The sequence below is a fragment of the Alteromonas sp. 5E99-2 genome (assembly GCF_017368475.1).
Lineage (GTDB): Bacteria > Pseudomonadota > Gammaproteobacteria > Enterobacterales > Alteromonadaceae > Alteromonas_F.
Window position 1 is genome coordinate 166,635 of record NZ_JAFNJE010000004.1, and the last position, 15,412, is coordinate 182,046.

At 40.7% G+C, this 15,412-nt stretch carries 16 protein-coding genes; 6 read left to right on the top strand and 10 right to left on the bottom strand.

Annotated elements, in window-relative coordinates; genetic code table 11:
* The first annotated feature begins 110 nt into the window (after positions 1-110).
* Positions 111-1,055, top strand: coding sequence for a hypothetical protein (locus J3L16_RS06140; RefSeq protein ID WP_207612014.1), 945 nt, complete (start codon positions 111-113; stop codon positions 1,053-1,055).
* A gap of 14 nt (positions 1,056-1,069) precedes the next feature.
* On the opposite strand, the gene flgL is transcribed toward J3L16_RS06140, so the two are convergent.
* The 10 genes from flgL to J3L16_RS06190 form a co-directional block, all read right to left on the bottom strand.
* Entirely contained in the window at positions 1,070-2,296 is a 1,227-nt protein-coding gene (flgL, locus tag J3L16_RS06145; RefSeq protein ID WP_207612015.1) for a flagellar hook-associated protein FlgL, read from the bottom strand.
* 18 nt (positions 2,297-2,314) lie between these two features.
* Positions 2,315-4,444 (bottom strand): flagellar hook-associated protein FlgK, encoded by a 2,130-nt coding sequence (gene flgK, locus J3L16_RS06150; protein ID WP_207612016.1) that lies wholly within the window; start codon positions 4,442-4,444, stop codon positions 2,315-2,317.
* Positions 4,445-4,451: 7 nt separating this feature from the next.
* Entirely contained in the window at positions 4,452-5,327 is an 876-nt protein-coding gene (locus J3L16_RS06155; protein WP_207612017.1) for a glucosaminidase domain-containing protein, read from the bottom strand.
* Complete coding sequence (locus J3L16_RS06160) at positions 5,327-6,430, bottom strand: flagellar basal body P-ring protein FlgI (protein WP_242698709.1); 1,104 nt, start codon at positions 6,428-6,430, stop codon at positions 5,327-5,329. The genes J3L16_RS06155 and J3L16_RS06160 overlap by 1 nt, the downstream gene beginning before the upstream one ends.
* 17 nt (positions 6,431-6,447) lie before the next feature.
* Positions 6,448-7,134 (bottom strand): flagellar basal body L-ring protein FlgH, encoded by a 687-nt coding sequence (gene flgH, locus J3L16_RS06165; RefSeq protein WP_347564645.1) that lies wholly within the window; start codon positions 7,132-7,134, stop codon positions 6,448-6,450.
* Positions 7,135-7,142: 8 nt separating this feature from the next.
* The gene (gene flgG / locus J3L16_RS06170; protein WP_207612019.1) at positions 7,143-7,931 is read right to left on the bottom strand and encodes a flagellar basal-body rod protein FlgG; all 789 of its coding nucleotides are present in this window, start codon (positions 7,929-7,931) and stop codon (positions 7,143-7,145) included.
* A gap of 30 nt (positions 7,932-7,961) precedes the next feature.
* Positions 7,962-8,705 (bottom strand): flagellar basal-body rod protein FlgF, encoded by a 744-nt coding sequence (gene flgF / locus J3L16_RS06175; protein WP_207612020.1) that lies wholly within the window; start codon positions 8,703-8,705, stop codon positions 7,962-7,964.
* A gap of 172 nt (positions 8,706-8,877) precedes the next feature.
* Positions 8,878-9,543: a ChrR family anti-sigma-E factor gene (locus J3L16_RS06180; RefSeq protein ID WP_207612021.1), complete on the bottom strand. Its 666-nt coding sequence runs from the start codon at positions 9,541-9,543 to the stop codon at positions 8,878-8,880.
* Positions 9,536-10,147 carry a sigma-70 family RNA polymerase sigma factor gene (locus J3L16_RS06185; RefSeq protein ID WP_207612022.1) on the bottom strand — a complete coding sequence of 204 codons (612 nt, stop codon included), beginning with the start codon at positions 10,145-10,147 and terminating at the stop codon, positions 9,536-9,538. The genes J3L16_RS06180 and J3L16_RS06185 overlap by 8 nt, the downstream gene beginning before the upstream one ends.
* A gap of 55 nt (positions 10,148-10,202) precedes the next feature.
* The gene (locus tag J3L16_RS06190; RefSeq protein ID WP_207612023.1) at positions 10,203-10,781 is read right to left on the bottom strand and encodes an LON peptidase substrate-binding domain-containing protein; all 579 of its coding nucleotides are present in this window, start codon (positions 10,779-10,781) and stop codon (positions 10,203-10,205) included.
* A 130-nt stretch (positions 10,782-10,911) separates the two neighbouring features.
* Here J3L16_RS06190 and J3L16_RS06195 point away from each other — a divergent pair, with 130 nt between their 5' ends.
* From J3L16_RS06195 to J3L16_RS06215, 5 genes are read left to right on the top strand one after another with little or no spacing between them, the layout of a single operon-like run.
* Positions 10,912-11,352, top strand: coding sequence for a nuclear transport factor 2 family protein (locus J3L16_RS06195; RefSeq protein ID WP_207612024.1), 441 nt, complete (start codon positions 10,912-10,914; stop codon positions 11,350-11,352).
* Positions 11,349-12,077, top strand: coding sequence for an SDR family NAD(P)-dependent oxidoreductase (locus J3L16_RS06200; RefSeq protein WP_207612025.1), 729 nt, complete (start codon positions 11,349-11,351; stop codon positions 12,075-12,077). Before J3L16_RS06195 ends, J3L16_RS06200 begins: the two co-directional genes overlap by 4 nt.
* A gap of 1 nt (position 12,078) precedes the next feature.
* Positions 12,079-13,359, top strand: coding sequence for an FAD-dependent oxidoreductase (locus tag J3L16_RS06205; RefSeq protein WP_207612026.1), 1,281 nt, complete (start codon positions 12,079-12,081; stop codon positions 13,357-13,359).
* Positions 13,359-14,135: a DUF1365 domain-containing protein gene (locus J3L16_RS06210; RefSeq protein ID WP_207612027.1), complete on the top strand. Its 777-nt coding sequence runs from the start codon at positions 13,359-13,361 to the stop codon at positions 14,133-14,135. The genes J3L16_RS06205 and J3L16_RS06210 overlap by 1 nt, the downstream gene beginning before the upstream one ends.
* Complete coding sequence (locus tag J3L16_RS06215) at positions 14,122-15,387, top strand: cyclopropane-fatty-acyl-phospholipid synthase family protein (RefSeq protein ID WP_207612028.1); 1,266 nt, start codon at positions 14,122-14,124, stop codon at positions 15,385-15,387. Before J3L16_RS06210 ends, J3L16_RS06215 begins: the two co-directional genes overlap by 14 nt.
* The last annotated feature ends 25 nt before the right edge of the window (positions 15,388-15,412 follow it).

Below are 15,412 nucleotides of genomic sequence, written 5' to 3' on the forward strand. Positions count from 1 at the left end.
GATTAAAAATTCCCTTGAGTACTAATTTCACTTTTTTTTCATTAAAGGTGTTTTTATAAACAAATTTAAACAACTATACTGTATGTAAGTTAATGAATTAATTTAAAAAAATGACATCAACATTTAATTTAAAAATAAATAATATTATTCGAATATCATCTTCGGCTTGTCATAGTGCATTTTGTGATGCTATTGATCTTGGTGATACGCAGTTGGCCTGCTACAGGCAAGCCACTAATCACATAAGTGCCGATGGTCGTATTGAAACAACCTTGATCACCCCCCAGGGAAAACAACGACAACACTTATGGTTTAACGATGTGGATTTACGGGATCCCAAATTATCACGGCTTCCCGACGGTCGAATATTACTGATTGCTTACGCAAGGCATACCGCTAACGATAACAAAACCTTATATGGACAAAGTATTTTTTGGGTAAGCCAAGATGGTTCGAGTTGGTCTTCACCACGTTACTTTGGCCCCAAAAATTGGTGGCTGTGGCGTTTAACTTGGCATAAAGGCGTAGCTTACGGCCTCGCTTACAACAGAGAAAAAGAAAGAGTCGACCTTTATACTGGCCACCCTTTACGCACAATGGATTGCATAAAACAAGGTGCGTTATCAAAACAGAAAGAAGGGTATGGATATCCAAATGAAAGTGATATTTGGTTCGATAAAAACCATCACATGCACGTTTTATTGAGAAGAGATGCAGATTCCTATTCAAGCCTTCAGGGTAAAAGCGCATTTCCCTATACCAAGTGGCAATGGAATGATTTAAATAAATATGTAGGCGGCCCTAAGGTTATCGCAAATCCATTTAACCCAAAAGAGTCGTGGGTTTGTGGAAGGGGCATATTAAAAAATAAGTTGAAAACTTGTCTGTGGTCACTAACCAATGAAAATACTCAGTTAGTTCATCAACTCACGTTACCAAGTGCTGGAGACAACAGTTACCCAGGTATGTTTTTTAAAAATGGTTGTCTCAATATTGTTTACTATTCATCACATATAGATAATCAAAGCCGTGTATATCTAGCGACTTTAAAATAACAATAACACTAACACTATGAAATAAAATTAAACAACGACAAGTTAGAAATTCTCGGAAAAGTCGTGAGTACCGCTTCCAGAGCTGCTTCTTGACGAGAAAAATCGGCTGACGCTTGAGCAAAATCCGTATCTTCAATTTCAGAACGAGCCTCTGCGTTTACAATTTCTAAATCGAGGTTTGTTTCATATATAGATTGCGCTGTATTTAAACGTCCACCAATAGAAGACACTTCTTGTGCAATATCTGCAGTACCATTATCTATACCCACTAAAGCATCGGCAATAGCTTCGCGAAGATCAGAATCTGATGAACTTGGGTCTTGTAGAGCAATCACCAAATCATTCAAGGTTTCGGCCACGTTCTTTTTTTCAGGCGCTCGTAAACTTAAATCGACCGTGTCTCCAGCACTACCTTCAATGGTAAATTGTGCACCATTAACGGTGAAGGGTTGACCAGATGTAAAGCTCTGAGTCGATACAATCGCGCCCGTACCCACATTCGTGAGTTGAATATCGCCTGAACCTAAAATAGTGAATTGAAAGTCATTATTCGCAGGGTTAAGAGCGTCATAGTTATTTTCATAAAATTGATCGAATGTTCCCTGTTGAGTGATCACAGTATCGCTTACGCTTGCAGTACCTGATACACCAGTCACATCATAATTAAATCGAGCAAGAGCATTTTCAAATACTTGTTGACCTGAAACGGAGCTTCGCACTTCTACACTGTCACTCAATCTCACCGTATTTGTTCCTGCATCGCCTAGGTATTCAAATGAATTCGCCGACGCAGGGTTAAAGTCATAAGCTTGAGTGTTTGATTGATAACCTGAAAAAATATATTCGCCATTCGCATTTTGAGCATTAAACAAATCAAACACTTCGTTTCGAATTTGTTCTACTTCTGCGGCAATGGCCTCTCTATCGGACTGAGAAAAAATCCCCGAGCCCGCTTGAATTGTGAGTACTCTCGCTCGCTGTAGTGAATCAGTAATATTAGTCAGCACAACTTCTTGTTGTTCTATGGAACTCTGAAACAAATCATTATTGCGCTGAAATTGTGTTAACTTATCAATTGTTTCTGTTAAACGAATGACTTTTGCAGCACCTATGGGATCGTCCGACGGGTCATTAATCCGCTTTAGGGTTGAAAGCTGCTCTTGCGTTTTAACTAAATCATTTTGATTATTATTAATTGCTCTAATGTTTTGTTCGTAAAGAAAGCTAGTAGGTATACGCATAATTTATTCTCGACTCAATTATCTAACGACCGACAAGATAGTGTCGAACAAAGTTTGGGCTGTTGCCAAAATTTGCGCCGATGCAGAATAAGATTGTTGAAAACGGACTAGGTTTGCCGCTTCCTCATCTAAACTCACGCCTGATACCGAATTAAACAGCTCACTGGACTCTGCTTGCAGTGCTTGAGCCGCTTCTAATGTGATATCCGCGTTCGCAGATTTCGCGCCAACACTTCCTACCAACGAAGCATAAGCTTCGTGTAAAGTAGCATTCTGATTACTTGAAATGCTGCTTAATTGAACCAAGCCACTCTCTTGTAAGTCAGCCAAAATCACCGCATTTCGGTTATCATCAAAACCATTAGTATTGAACTCAAACGTAAAACTATCGCCTGGCTCAGGTTGTCCTTCCAAAGACACGTCGTAACCTGGGTAATTCTCCAATGCCGAAAATGCTGCAGGGTAAGCTGGTGAAGCACCATTAGCTTCTGCTTGAGCCAATAAATTCTGATAATCTGTTACCCCTGTAACCACAGTTATGGTATTACCCGCATTGTCTAAAACCGTAAATTGACTTGATGAATCAAAAACAATTTGTGCTGGTGCGCCCACAGTAGCACTAGGGGAAGACGCAACATCGTCAATACCGCCTGCACCATTAAATCCAGAACGGTCGTTTCCTACACCAACTGTAGTATTCGTTACCACTGTAGACGTTACCTGCAAATCACCAAAATTGTTTGAGTCAGGTGTTACTCTTATTGGCAATGCAAATGCTAAATCTTCCGGTCTATTTGTATCTAATTCAATATTTGAACCGGCAAATTTGGTAGGTTGAAACAAAAATTCATCATCTACAGTATAAGTAGATGTAGAGTCGAACTCTATTTCGATCCCGCCCTCAATGGCATTAAAACCACTTCCTACAACAACATTCGTGAATACAATCGGATTGTTGTCAGCATCGAGTTTTGCCGTACCATTCCCTTCTAACAATTCAATCGTAATTTCATTTGGCTGGTTTGCACCATCAACGCTAGTAACGGTAATTTTAATATCTGCATCTGTAACAGTAGAACCTTGACCTGGAGTAAATCGCCCATCAACGGTAAGGCTTCCATCTGTATCCTCAAATGGCAATCCTATAAATTCAGGCAGTGCGAAAATATCACCGCCAAGTTGACCGTCCAAATCTAAACCTAGGCTATTCTGAGAATTAATTGCATCGCTGAGAGCCACTGCTAACTGACCAATATCTCTTTGTGCAACACCAAGGACTTCATCACGAAAACGAAAGAGCCCCCCAATGCTTCCACCGAGATCGTCTTCAGAAACATTAATCACTGTGTTGTTTTTGTTCTCAAATGACGTTGTTAAACGCAAATCCCTAGAAAACGAATCAGCTTGGTTGCTTAGCGCCAGTAAGTTAAATGATCCATCATCAAGAACTAACGATTCGCCAGATGTTAAGCTAACCGCTAACGTGTTCCCTGGCCCAGCCCCTTCCCTAACTTCTATAGACAATAATTCGGCAAGATCATTTATCGCTGCATCTCGTTGATTTAATAGCGTACTCGCTTCCCTATCTGGGTTATTTCCTTCAGCAACGATAATGGCTTGATTAAGCGTACCAATATTCTCAATGAGCGAATTGGCTTGGTTTATTGAATCTTCAAACTGTAGGTTAAGTTCTTCCTCTTCTTCCGCAAGAAAATTTGAAATGATTTCCACTTGCGAGATAAACTGCCCCGCTTCACCCAGAACGACTTCTCGTGAAACCACACTAGACGGGTCATCAACCGCAGTTTGTATAGCAGCAAAAAACTCACTTAGGCCGTTAGCCAAGGAGTTTGCTTCGCTAGCCAAAAGATTATCAATACTGTTAATTTTAGCCTCGTAGGTAGCAAGTTCGCCTACAGTGGTAATATCACGACGGAGTTGATTTAAAGCAAACTGGTCAAGAACGCGCTCGGTAGTACCCTGCCCAACCCCTCCGCCAAGTTGCGAAGTGAAACTTGTTCGCTCGCGAACATAACCATCTGTATTAACATTGGCTATATTGCTACCAGTGGTTTGCAGTAGTTGGCTACTGGCATTCACTCCGGTTTTGGCAATGGAAAATAAATCGCTGGTAATAGTAGATGACATATTTTACCTACCCATCTAGCCGCTTCATGATAGCGACGATTTTTTCTGCGTAGGCAGGGTCGGTTGCATAACCTGCCTTTTGCAATTCTGAGAAAAACTGATGTGGTTTATCAGCCTGAGTTAATGCTTTTTGGTATTTATCGTCATCTAAGAATTTTGCGTAATCTTCCACACTTGACTGCAAAGAGTCATAGACTTTGAACGTAGCGTGTTGTTTCTTTGCTATACCGTCTTTATATTCAATTGTCGGAACGTTAGCTTTCTGGCCATCCCATTTCCCATCGGCTTTGATCCCAAACAAATTGTTGCTGCTCTGCCCTAATGGATCATGAACCATGTATTGACCCCAACCTGTTTCTAAGGCGGCTTGCGCGACTAACGCATTAGTTTCAATGCCAACCTCATTGGCTATAGGCTCAAAAATAGGTGTTAACGTATCAATAAAAGCTTGTTCATTTTCAAATGCAGCTCGTTTTTGTACAGGCGCATTTTCAACAAAAGGTAAATTACCATCATTTCTTAGAACCGATGCTGGAGTGTAGCCTTCTTGAGGAGGTCCTAATTGCTGAACAATAAGCTCTGATAACCCTAAACCTTGTTTTGAAGCTAAATCATTGGCTATCTCTTGGTCATGCATTTCCCGATAAAACTTCATATATTGGGAGTTCATTGGGTTTTTGTCGTCAGCCAACACATCTTGCGCTTGGCGCATAGACTTGAGCATCATACGAACAAAGATTGCTTCAAACTGTTCTGCAGCTTTCTCGAGCGCGGCAACATCGCCACTTGCGGCAGCTTGCTTTAAACTGTCTAAACCAGCTTCATCACTAATATTACTTGCAAGGTCTAAATGTTGTTGATTGCCCAGCTGCCCAATAGTCATTAGATCACCACCAATTCACCGCGTAAAGCACCCGCCTGACGAAGCGCTTCAAGAATAGCCATTAAATCACCAGGCGCCGCGCCAACTTCGTTCACTGCACGCACTAATTCATCTAAGGTGACACCTGGATCAAATTTGAATATTCGGCTGTCAGCTAAATTAACATCGACAATGGACTGAGTCGTAATTGCAGTATCCCCATCGGCAAAGGCATTAGGCTGAACCACTTGTTGATTTTCAGCTATGGTCACCGTAAGTCCACCGTGAGTAATAGCCGCAGGAAGTAAACGCACATCTTGTCCAATAACAATGGTGCCCGTTCTGCTATTAATGACTACACGAGCCGGTGCATCTGCAGGTGTGAATTCGAAGTTTTCTACCGTTGCAAGAAAAGCCACTCTCTGGCCAATATCTCTGGGAGCAGTTATTCTTACTGAAGCCGCGTCAATTGGCGTAGCGATAGAGTAACCTTGAGAAGGAGAAGCTCCTAATCGCTCGTTAATCGTATCAGCTAAACGCTTAGACGTACTAAAATCGGGATAATGTAAATTAAGTGTCAATGTATCGCCGTTAGCAAACCCACTTGGAACAGACTGCTCTACCATCGCGCCATTAGGAATACGTCCAACCGTTGGTGTATTCACTACAATTCGACTTCCATCTGCACCTTCAGCACCTAAACCACTGACAATCAAGCTGCCTTGAGCTACAGCGTATACTTGGCCATCCAAGCCTTTCAAAAAAGTTTGTAGTAAGGTACCACCTTGTAAGCTACTCGCTTCACCAATGGATGAAACGGTAATATCAATGGTTTGCCCAGGCTTTGCAAAAGCCGGTAATTCAGCGTGTACAGCAACCGCTGCAGAGTTGGCAACGCTCGGCGTATCATTTGGGTCTAGCGCAATACCAAAATTAGCGAGCATAGTTCGAAAACTTTGCTCAGTAAAATCAGTTTGCTCACCGGTTCCGGGTAGGCCTACAACCAGGCCATATCCAATCAACTGGTTACTTCTCACACCTTGAATATCAGCAACATCTTTTATTCTTTGTGCAAACGAAGCCTGACTAGCCAATGCAGTAAAGAATAAAATGATGGTTACCATCAAAAAGTGTATGCGCATTATAAAGGCCACCATTTAGAATCGAAAAATTTGGCTAACCAACCTTGTTCTTGTGCCCTAGCAAAAGAGCCGGTACCACTGTATTGGATTCTTGCATTTGCAATTTGCGCTGATTGCACAATATTTAGCGGAGAAACGTCTCCAGGGCGAATAATGCCGGTTAAACGGATGTATTCATCGCCGGTATTAAGGGTGAGCCACTTTTCGCCCCGTATAACTAAATTGTTATTTGGCAATACATCCACAACTGTTACCGAGATATTGCCTTGCAAACTATTACTTTGGTTGGCTTGAGCATCGCCTAAGAACTCGTTTTCAGTTTCTACTTCAAAACCGATAGAACGTCCGCTAATGGTTGCTGCAACATTGCCTAAACCTAAAATTGGATCAATCCCCAATGACTGCTCTTTTGACGTAGTAGTGTTCGCTGATTTGGTTGCATTGGTGTTTTCGTTTAGCTGAACGGTAATTATGTCGCCGACTCGCTTAGCGGTTTTGTCGCTGTATAGACTGTTAGAAAAACGAGCTTGAAACAACGAACCATTCTCTTCTACTTGTTCAACAGGATAGTCTGGAACAATGGGTGCAAAACGCGGGTCATTTGCTTGCACAGGGGGTTGGCTTGGCGTGCTTCCGCACCCAATAACCAAAAAAGACAATGTAACGATGAACAAAATGTTTTTCACGACGTCACCTATAGTTGTTGAATAATTTGGCTTAGCATTTGGTCAACGGCAGAGATAACTTTTGAGTTCATTTCGTACAAACGCTGACTTTCAATTAGGTTTACCAACTCTTCTGTTACATTCACATTTGAAGTTTCTAAAGACCCTTGAATAAGAGAACCTATGCCATCCAATCCAGGGATACCTTCAATAGGGTCACCACTGGCACCTGATTCAATGAATAGGTTTTGTCCTATCGGTTGAAGACCTGCGGGATTGATAAAATCCGTTAAGTTAATTTGTCCTACAATTGAAGGCGCGGCTTGCCCTGCCAAAGTAACGGCGACTTGTCCATCTTGAGAGATAGTGACTTGCTCAGCGTCTTCAGGGATCGTGATTTGCGGCTCTAAAAGAAATCCAGCACCAGGCGTCACAATTTGACCTTCGTCGTTTAATGTAAATTGGCCATTTCGCGTATAAGCTGAAGTACCATCAGGCTGTTGAATTTCAAAAAATCCGTCGCCTCTAATACTGATATCTAGCGCGTTTTCAGTGGTTAATAGATTACCTTGAATATGGGCTTTTTGTGTTGCTACTACCTTAGAGCCAGCACCTAGTTGCAAACCAGAAGGCAATTCAGTATCCGCTGACGAACGCCCACCGGGTTGATTGATGTTTTGATATAGTAAATCTTCAAATACCGCTCTGTCTTTTTTGAATCCAACGGTTGATGCATTGGCCAAATTATTCGACACCACTGACACATCTGTTTGCGCCGCGTCTAAACCTGTTTTACTTATCCACAATGCAGGATGCATAACTTACTCCTCGTCACGTAATACGCGCGGTTAAAGAATTCTCAATAAACTGTTGCCACGAGTGTCTAAGTCTTCTGCACTCTTCATCATTTTCACTTGCAATTCATAATGGCGCTGTAATCCGATAACCGACATCATTTCATCAATGGCATTCACATTGGATACCTCAAGGAATCCAGATGCGACAGTTACACTGTCATCAAAATTAGCGTCTTCGCCATTTTTCAAACGAAACAAGCCATCGGAACCGCGCTCCAGCTCTTTAGTATCAGGATTGACAAATCGCAACCTACCCGCTTCTTCTTGAACCGTAGCGGGAGCTCCCTGAGGTGTAGTAAATATGGTTCCATCAGGTGATATCGTCAGGTTGGATATAGGAACAGGTAAGACAATCGGCCCAAAATCGCCGATTACTGGACTACCATGAGCATCAACCAAACCACCTTCCGAATTCATTTGAAAACGGCCATCTCTGCTGTAAGCTTCATTACCGTTTTTATCTTGAACTGCGAACCAACCTTCTCCTTGTATAGCAAGGTCTAAGTCTCTGCCGGTTGCCTGTAACGCTCCTGCGCCATAGTTATTACTCGGACTTTCCGTCATAGAAAAGACCCGGGTCGGCAAACCTTCGCCGTACGCCGGCATAGCTCTTGCCTGTTGTAGCTGAGCTTTAAAACCTGTAGTTTGAGCGTTCGCTAAATTATTAGCCCTAACGCCGGTGGCTAAGAGATCTTGATTCGCGCCAGATGAGGCGATGTAAAGCAATTTATCCATGACACTTAATTGACAGTTAGAGTTAGATTAATAACTACTCAGCAAAGTTAGTGCCAACTTTGTGATACTTTGATGATATTTCGAAAACCTTAAATGGCTTAAACAAAAAGGCCAAGAAATGGCCTTTGTAGAAGAGTGCTCTTGCGTTCCGCTATAAGTGAACTTTGGCTAATTAAAAAAATAAGTGGCTAAACGGATTAAGGAGTCGGGCAACACCTGAAGTGAAATGCAGCGGCTCATCAATAATACTAAACACTAAACAGCCATCCTCATGGTTAGACAATGGGGAATGTGTGTGAGTATCATTTAAATAAATGAAATCACCGCTTTTATAGGTGTTCATACCGTCGCTGAATTCACCGTTAATAACCAGTGTGGTCTCTCTACCTTTGTGAGTATGTTCAGGTACACTTCCACCTTTCTCCATAAAAATAAAGTTTGCTTTCCCAGTTCCACCTATATTTACAGGTGCCTGCCAAAGTTTTCCTACTAACTTCGACCAACTCCCCGTTACACTGGCATAACGTCTTAGACTTGGTGGCAATACAAATTCACGACCATCTAGTTCAATCGAAACATTTTCCACAATTGCGTTTTCTTGAGGAAGTTCAGGTAATTGAAGAATGGATTCTATCATTGATGAATAACGAGGTTGATCAGACAATTCATTTTTCAAAGAAAGACTTTCAGACGCCAAGACTTCGGTTAATTGCGCTACCTCAGCTTGACACTTTTCACACATATCGCAATGAGCTGCAATAACCAAACTGTCACAGCTACCAAGTGTTCCGTCGACATAGGCTCGTAATTGTTCTAATGAAGGGTGATTTTTAATCATGATCTTTCAACATTTCCTTCAAGCGTATTAATGCCAAGCGAGTACGAGATTTAACGGTTCCTAATGGAATATCTAATTCAGTTGCGACTTCTTGTTGAGATTTACCATCAATATAAATTGCTTCAATAACGACTTGCTGTTTCCGAGGTAAATTGGCGAATAACCCACCGACTTGTTCTAAAGTCACTTTTTCATCGATAGAGATTTCATTCACATCTGCCGTTTGCTCACACAAAACGGGCCAAAGGTCATCCGAGCAAATATCTTCTTTTCTATTTTGCAACTTTCTAAGCATGTCAAAGCGAATATTCCTTGCTATGGTAAAAATCCATGTAGACGGTGAGCCTTTATCTGCGTTAAACAAATGAGACTTTTGCCAAACTTTTGACATCGTGTCTTGTACCAGCTCCATTGCTAAAGCCTCGTTACCTATTTGTTTCAGCGCATAGGAGCGAAGCCTTGGAGCAAAGTGATTAAACAAAGCTGCAAATGCGGGTTTGGAACGCTGTTCAGCCACCAATACAAGTTGAGCCGACAAACTGTCTGCACACTCTTTTGAATTGACTGTTTTTTGCCTATCTTCCAATGGAATACCAACTAGCATGAGCGCCTCTATATAATCCGCTTTATCGATTATACGAGCAGTGAGGGTATAGAGATCAGTCTAGCACAAGGTTTTTTAAAAACGTCACTATATATTTACAGTCTTGTTGTTTCATAAAAAACTGTTTTCGTTCTGGATCAACAGGTATCAATTCTAACCAGCGATGAATAACCCAAATAGGGTTATCAAATTCTGGCCTTATATATAGCGTGTTTAATTCTTCATATCGGCTAAATATTTCTTGTAATCGCCCCCTCATAACGGCAATGTCAGATTCGTCAATATCGCAGCACCAAGGTGCTTTTTCTACACAATCTCCTATCCTAAGCCCGTCGCTCTCGGTACGGATATTATCTATGTTAACTGCCGTTTCACCAAAGACAGTTATGGACATAAAACCGTCACTAAGCAGATTAAAATCAATTATCTTCGCGTATGTCCCAACCTCAAAAATGTGTTTGTTTAACGCTTTGTCTCCACTCACGTTTAGCATGCAAATAACAAATCCACTGTCATTCGCGCAGGCATCTTTAACCATACGAATATATCGCGGCTCAAAAATACGCAGTGTCATTCTTCCTCCTGGCATCAAATGCGCAGACAACGGGAATAAAGGACAATTAGTAGAAAACATGGCTAAACGCTCATTTGTTTTATCGTTTAAAGTGACTACGTAGATTGGCGAAAAATAGTTTGATCATTTTTCATGATCCTTTCATTTATTAAGCCTGTACACTCTATAAAACAAACAAACAATGAATTGCATGAGTATTTTAGATAGATTTAACAAAATGTATTCTGATATATCAGAATTGAACGTTGAAGATTTAAATACCCTTTACCACCCTGATGTAACCTTTGTCGACCCGGTGACAACGCATAAAGGGCTTAGCTCTGTTAAAGGGTATTTTATGAATCTATTAAAAAGCTCAAAAACGTGTACCTTCACCATCCACGACACCATTGAGAATAATTCAGCCATTTCTTCCACTCACTTTGTGGTTGTTTGGACAATGTATTTAACCTCTGAAAAATTGAACAAAGGAAATCCTATTACGTTAGACGGCACCAGCTTGTTAACAGTAGAAAAGGATCTCATCATCTATCATCGAGATTATTACGATATGGGGCAAATGATATACGAAAATATCCCCGTATTACGCCACATTATTTTAAAGATTAAATCAATGTTAGCTAAATCATGAATAAAACCTTATTGGTAACAGGTGCAACCTCAGGTATTGGTAAAGCGCTTGCTCTTCATGCAGCTTATTGTGGATACAAAGTGATTGCTTGTGGCCGTAACAAAGAGAGCTTGCTAGAGCTTGCAAATAACACACTAATTTCTACCTTAGAATTCGATGTCACTAACGAAAAGCAAACTCATCGGGTGCTAGCAGACCTTCATTTTGATATTGCAGTGTTAAACGCGGGCACTTGTGAATACGTAAAAATTGATAATTTCGAACCGTCAGTAATAAAGCGAGTGTTTGACACCAATTTTTTTGGTGTTGTTAATACCTTTTCAGCCCTTCGGGATAAATTATCGGCAGGTAAGCAAATCGTAATCATTGATTCTTTAGCTCGTCTTCTTCCTTTTTCCAGATGCGAAGCTTACGGTGCAAGCAAAGCCGCAGTCTATTATTTTGGTAAATCTTTGGAAGTGGATTTGGCTCAACATGGAGTCATTGTGCAAACGATTTCTCCAGGATTTGTAGAAACACCGTTAACCGATAAAAACGACTTTGAAATGCCAATGAAAATATCGTCTAGGTTAGCAGCAACGACTATTTTAAATGCGATAGAAAGTAAGGATTCAACGACTTATTTTCCGCGCAGGTTTTCATTCTTGCTACGATTTTTTAGTTTATTACCCGCTCGTATTCAAAGAAACCTTTCTCTTTATTTAAAAAACAGGCAAAGCCAATAATATGAAAGATAAACGCAAACGTATTGCAATAGTTGGCAGTGGTATTTCTGGCCTAACAGCAGCTTATATACTCAATAAAAAACACGACATCACTGTGTTTGAAGCGAATGATTATATTGGTGGCCACACTGCCACTAAACAAGTGGAGCACAATAACACCCGCTACAATATAGACACTGGGTTTATCGTATTTAATGATTGGACTTACCCTAATTTTATACGTCTGATGGACGAGCTAGGTGTTGAAAAACAAAAAACGGAAATGAGTTTTTCCGTTAAAAACACATCAGAAAATATTGAATACAACGGCCACAATTTAAACTCCTTATTTGCTCAGCGCAGAAACCTGCTAAGACCAAAATTTTTACACATAGTTAAAGACATCATCAAATTTAATAAGGTCTGCAAGCAGGTTATTGAAGATAAAACCGATACAGATGGACTGACACTGTTTGATTTTATTCAACACAACAAACTCAGTCAGGATTTCGCAAATAATTACATATTACCTATGTGCGCAGCGATATGGTCTGCGAGTTTAGATGACGTGAAACAATTTCCACTGACGTTCTTTTTGCAATTTTTCAACAATCACGGCTTGTTGAATATAAAAGATCGCCCCCAGTGGTATACGTTAGTTGGTGGCTCTAGTAGTTACATCGAGCCGCTCACTTCAGGCTTTAAGCAAAAAATAAAACTGAACAGCCCTGTAAGTAACGTACATCAACTAGACGGCACCTGGTATTTAAGTACCAAAGGGGGAATCGAAGAATTCGATAGTGTGATCTTCGCATGTCACAGCGACCAAGCACTAACCTGCTTAAGTAATCCTTCAAGTGTTCAAAAAGCAGTTTTAGGCGCCATTCCTTATTCAGACAATGAAGTCGTGCTGCATACTGACGAATCTGTACTCCCTAAACGAAAACGCGCTTGGGCAAGCTGGAACTACGAATTACGTCCTAATTTATCCTCTGGTTTGGCTCATAAAAGTCCCGCATCGGTGACGTACAACATGAATATATTGCAACGGCTAGCTACCCAAACAACCTTTTGCGTTACTTTAAATAACACAGCTGCAATTGACCCAAAACAGATATTGGGACGTTATAACTATACTCACCCTCAATACAGTAAAAGCATGGTTAAAGCACAGAGCAAACGCAGTGAAGTTACCAACCAAAATGGGTTACATTTCTGTGGTGCGTATTGGTACAGTGGGTTTCACGAAGATGGTGTAAAAAGTGCACTTGATGTATGCCGAGATATGGGAGAGCAATGGTAATGCAACATGTACAAGAAAGTGCGATTTACCAAGGCGACGTCGTTCACCAACGTTTTCTTCCTAAACACCACAAATTCACTTATTCAATGTTTTTTTTCTGGCTTAAATTGTCAGAAATCACAGATGAATTGAACTTTATAAACTATTTTTCTGTGAATAAGCGAAGCCTGTACCAATTCAAAGTGTCTGACTACTTTCCCTATAAGCAACCCCAAACACCTCAAGAGCTTGCCAGCGCAGTAAAAGCGAAAATGCAAGATTTAGGGGCGAGCGATGTTTCAGGTGAGATCTACTTTTTTGGGCAAGTGCGAGCTTTGGGTATTTTTTTCAGTCCAGTGAATTTTTACTTTCACAAGCCCACCACAAGCGACGACTGTAATTGGATGCTTGCAGAAGTCAGCAATACCCCGTGGAACGAAAGACACTATTATTTGGTTGATATGTATAATCAAAAAGACACTGACAAGCAGTTTCATGTATCGCCATTCAACCCCATAGACATGCAATATAAATGGCAAGTCGGACAACCTAATAACAGCTTTAACTTGGCTTTATCTTGTTATAAATCTGAACGTCATTTTACCGCCTCTCTCGCCTTGAAAAAACACGCATTATCCAGCAAAAATATGAAACGACTCGTATTTAAAATACCCAGTACTACGCTGTTTTCATTGATAGGTATCTATTGGCAAGCGCTCAAACTATTCATTAAACGAGTCCCTATTTACTCCCATTCTCCAGTATTAAAAGAGGACAAGCACAATGTCTCAAAGTGATTTTATTCTTCCTTCAGTAGAAACTTACACCTGGAGTGAACGTCTATGCCGTTCATTATTTTTAAACGTCTTATCTATGATGAAAAACGGACAAATTACCGTTCGTGAACAAGGACAAGAAATAGCTCAATTGGGCTCGGCATCTGAACTACAGGTAGTCGTAAATATAAATTCTCCGAAAGCTTACCCTAAATTGCTATTGGGGGGTGGAGTTGGAGCAGGAGAAGCTTATATGGACGGGTTGTGGGATGCGTCTGATTTAACCCAGCTAGTTCAATTATTTGCTCGTAACCTAACCCTAATTGATAAATGGGAAAACAAATTTAAATGGTTGAATTATCCAACTCGAAAGATACATCACTATTTACGCCGAAATAGCCAAGCTCAAGCAAAGAAAAACATCGAAGCTCACTATGACTTGGGAAATACGCTATACACCCAATTTCTAGACGAAACCATGATGTACTCATCGGCAATTTACCCTGACAGTACGTCATCCCTTCATGAAGCCCAAAATTATAAACTGCATACTATTTGTAACAAATTGCAGTTAAATGAAAATGATCACTTATTGGAAATAGGCACAGGTTGGGGAGGACTAGCAATACATGCCGCAAAACACTTTGGGTGCAAAGTGACCACAACGACAATTTCAGAAGAACAGTATGCTTGGGCAAAGCAGTGGATAGAAAAAGAATCTTTAGAAGACAAAATAACTCTGCTTAAAAAAGACTATCGTCATCTTACAGGACACTATACAAAACTGGTTTCTATCGAAATGATTGAAGCTGTGGGTAAGGCCTATATGAGTCATTTTTTCCAAAAGTGTAATCAGCTACTTGAAGAAGATGGCTTGATGTTGATTCAAGCTATCACCATTGATGACAGACGCTACGAGCACTATTCAAAAAACGTTGATTTTATTCAAAAGTACATATTCCCGGGAGGTTTTCTGCCCTCTCAACTTGCATTAAATACAGAGCTGAAAAACAACACCAATATGATGATCAGAGATCTTCAAGATATTGGCCTTGATTACGCGCAGACATTAAAACACTGGTATGAAGCCTTTAATCAAAATAAAGATAACCTATATCAGCATGGTTACGACGATAGATTTATGCGCATGTGGGAGTTCTATTTAAAATACTGCGAAGGTGGCTTTTTAGAACGCAGCATAAGTACGGTTCAACTTGTCATGAGTAAACCGCACTTTAGAAGCCAGTTGACTAGAGCGGTCCACTATAACTAAGGGGACGCTCATCGCTACGTAAAAG

Bases quoted from the DNA above. Each gene is read 5' to 3' on its own strand.
- J3L16_RS06215 (WP_207612028.1), top strand. From the start codon at position 14,122: ATGTCTCAAAGTGATTTTATTCTTCCTTCAGTAGAAACTTACACCTGG.
- J3L16_RS06190 (WP_207612023.1), bottom strand. From the start codon at position 10,781: ATGTTTTCTACTAATTGTCCTTTATTCCCGTTGTCTGCGCATTTGATG.
- J3L16_RS06210 (WP_207612027.1), top strand. From the start codon at position 13,359: ATGCAACATGTACAAGAAAGTGCGATTTACCAAGGCGACGTCGTTCAC.
- J3L16_RS06155 (WP_207612017.1), bottom strand. From the start codon at position 5,327: ATGACTATTGGGCAGCTGGGCAATCAACAACATTTAGACCTTGCAAGT.
- J3L16_RS06160 (WP_242698709.1), bottom strand. From the start codon at position 6,430: ATGGTAACCATCATTTTATTCTTTACTGCATTGGCTAGTCAGGCTTCG.
- J3L16_RS06185 (WP_207612022.1), bottom strand. From the start codon at position 10,147: ATGCTAGTTGGTATTCCATTGGAAGATAGGCAAAAAACAGTCAATTCA.
- J3L16_RS06200 (WP_207612025.1), top strand. From the start codon at position 11,349: ATGAATAAAACCTTATTGGTAACAGGTGCAACCTCAGGTATTGGTAAA.
- flgF (WP_207612020.1), bottom strand. From the start codon at position 8,705: ATGGATAAATTGCTTTACATCGCCTCATCTGGCGCGAATCAAGATCTC.
- flgG (WP_207612019.1), bottom strand. From the start codon at position 7,931: ATGCATCCTGCATTGTGGATAAGTAAAACAGGTTTAGACGCGGCGCAA.
- J3L16_RS06205 (WP_207612026.1), top strand. From the start codon at position 12,079: ATGAAAGATAAACGCAAACGTATTGCAATAGTTGGCAGTGGTATTTCT.
- J3L16_RS06140 (WP_207612014.1), top strand. From the start codon at position 111: ATGACATCAACATTTAATTTAAAAATAAATAATATTATTCGAATATCA.
- J3L16_RS06195 (WP_207612024.1), top strand. From the start codon at position 10,912: ATGAGTATTTTAGATAGATTTAACAAAATGTATTCTGATATATCAGAA.
- flgK (WP_207612016.1), bottom strand. From the start codon at position 4,444: ATGTCATCTACTATTACCAGCGATTTATTTTCCATTGCCAAAACCGGA.
- J3L16_RS06180 (WP_207612021.1), bottom strand. From the start codon at position 9,543: ATGATTAAAAATCACCCTTCATTAGAACAATTACGAGCCTATGTCGAC.
- flgL (WP_207612015.1), bottom strand. From the start codon at position 2,296: ATGCGTATACCTACTAGCTTTCTTTACGAACAAAACATTAGAGCAATT.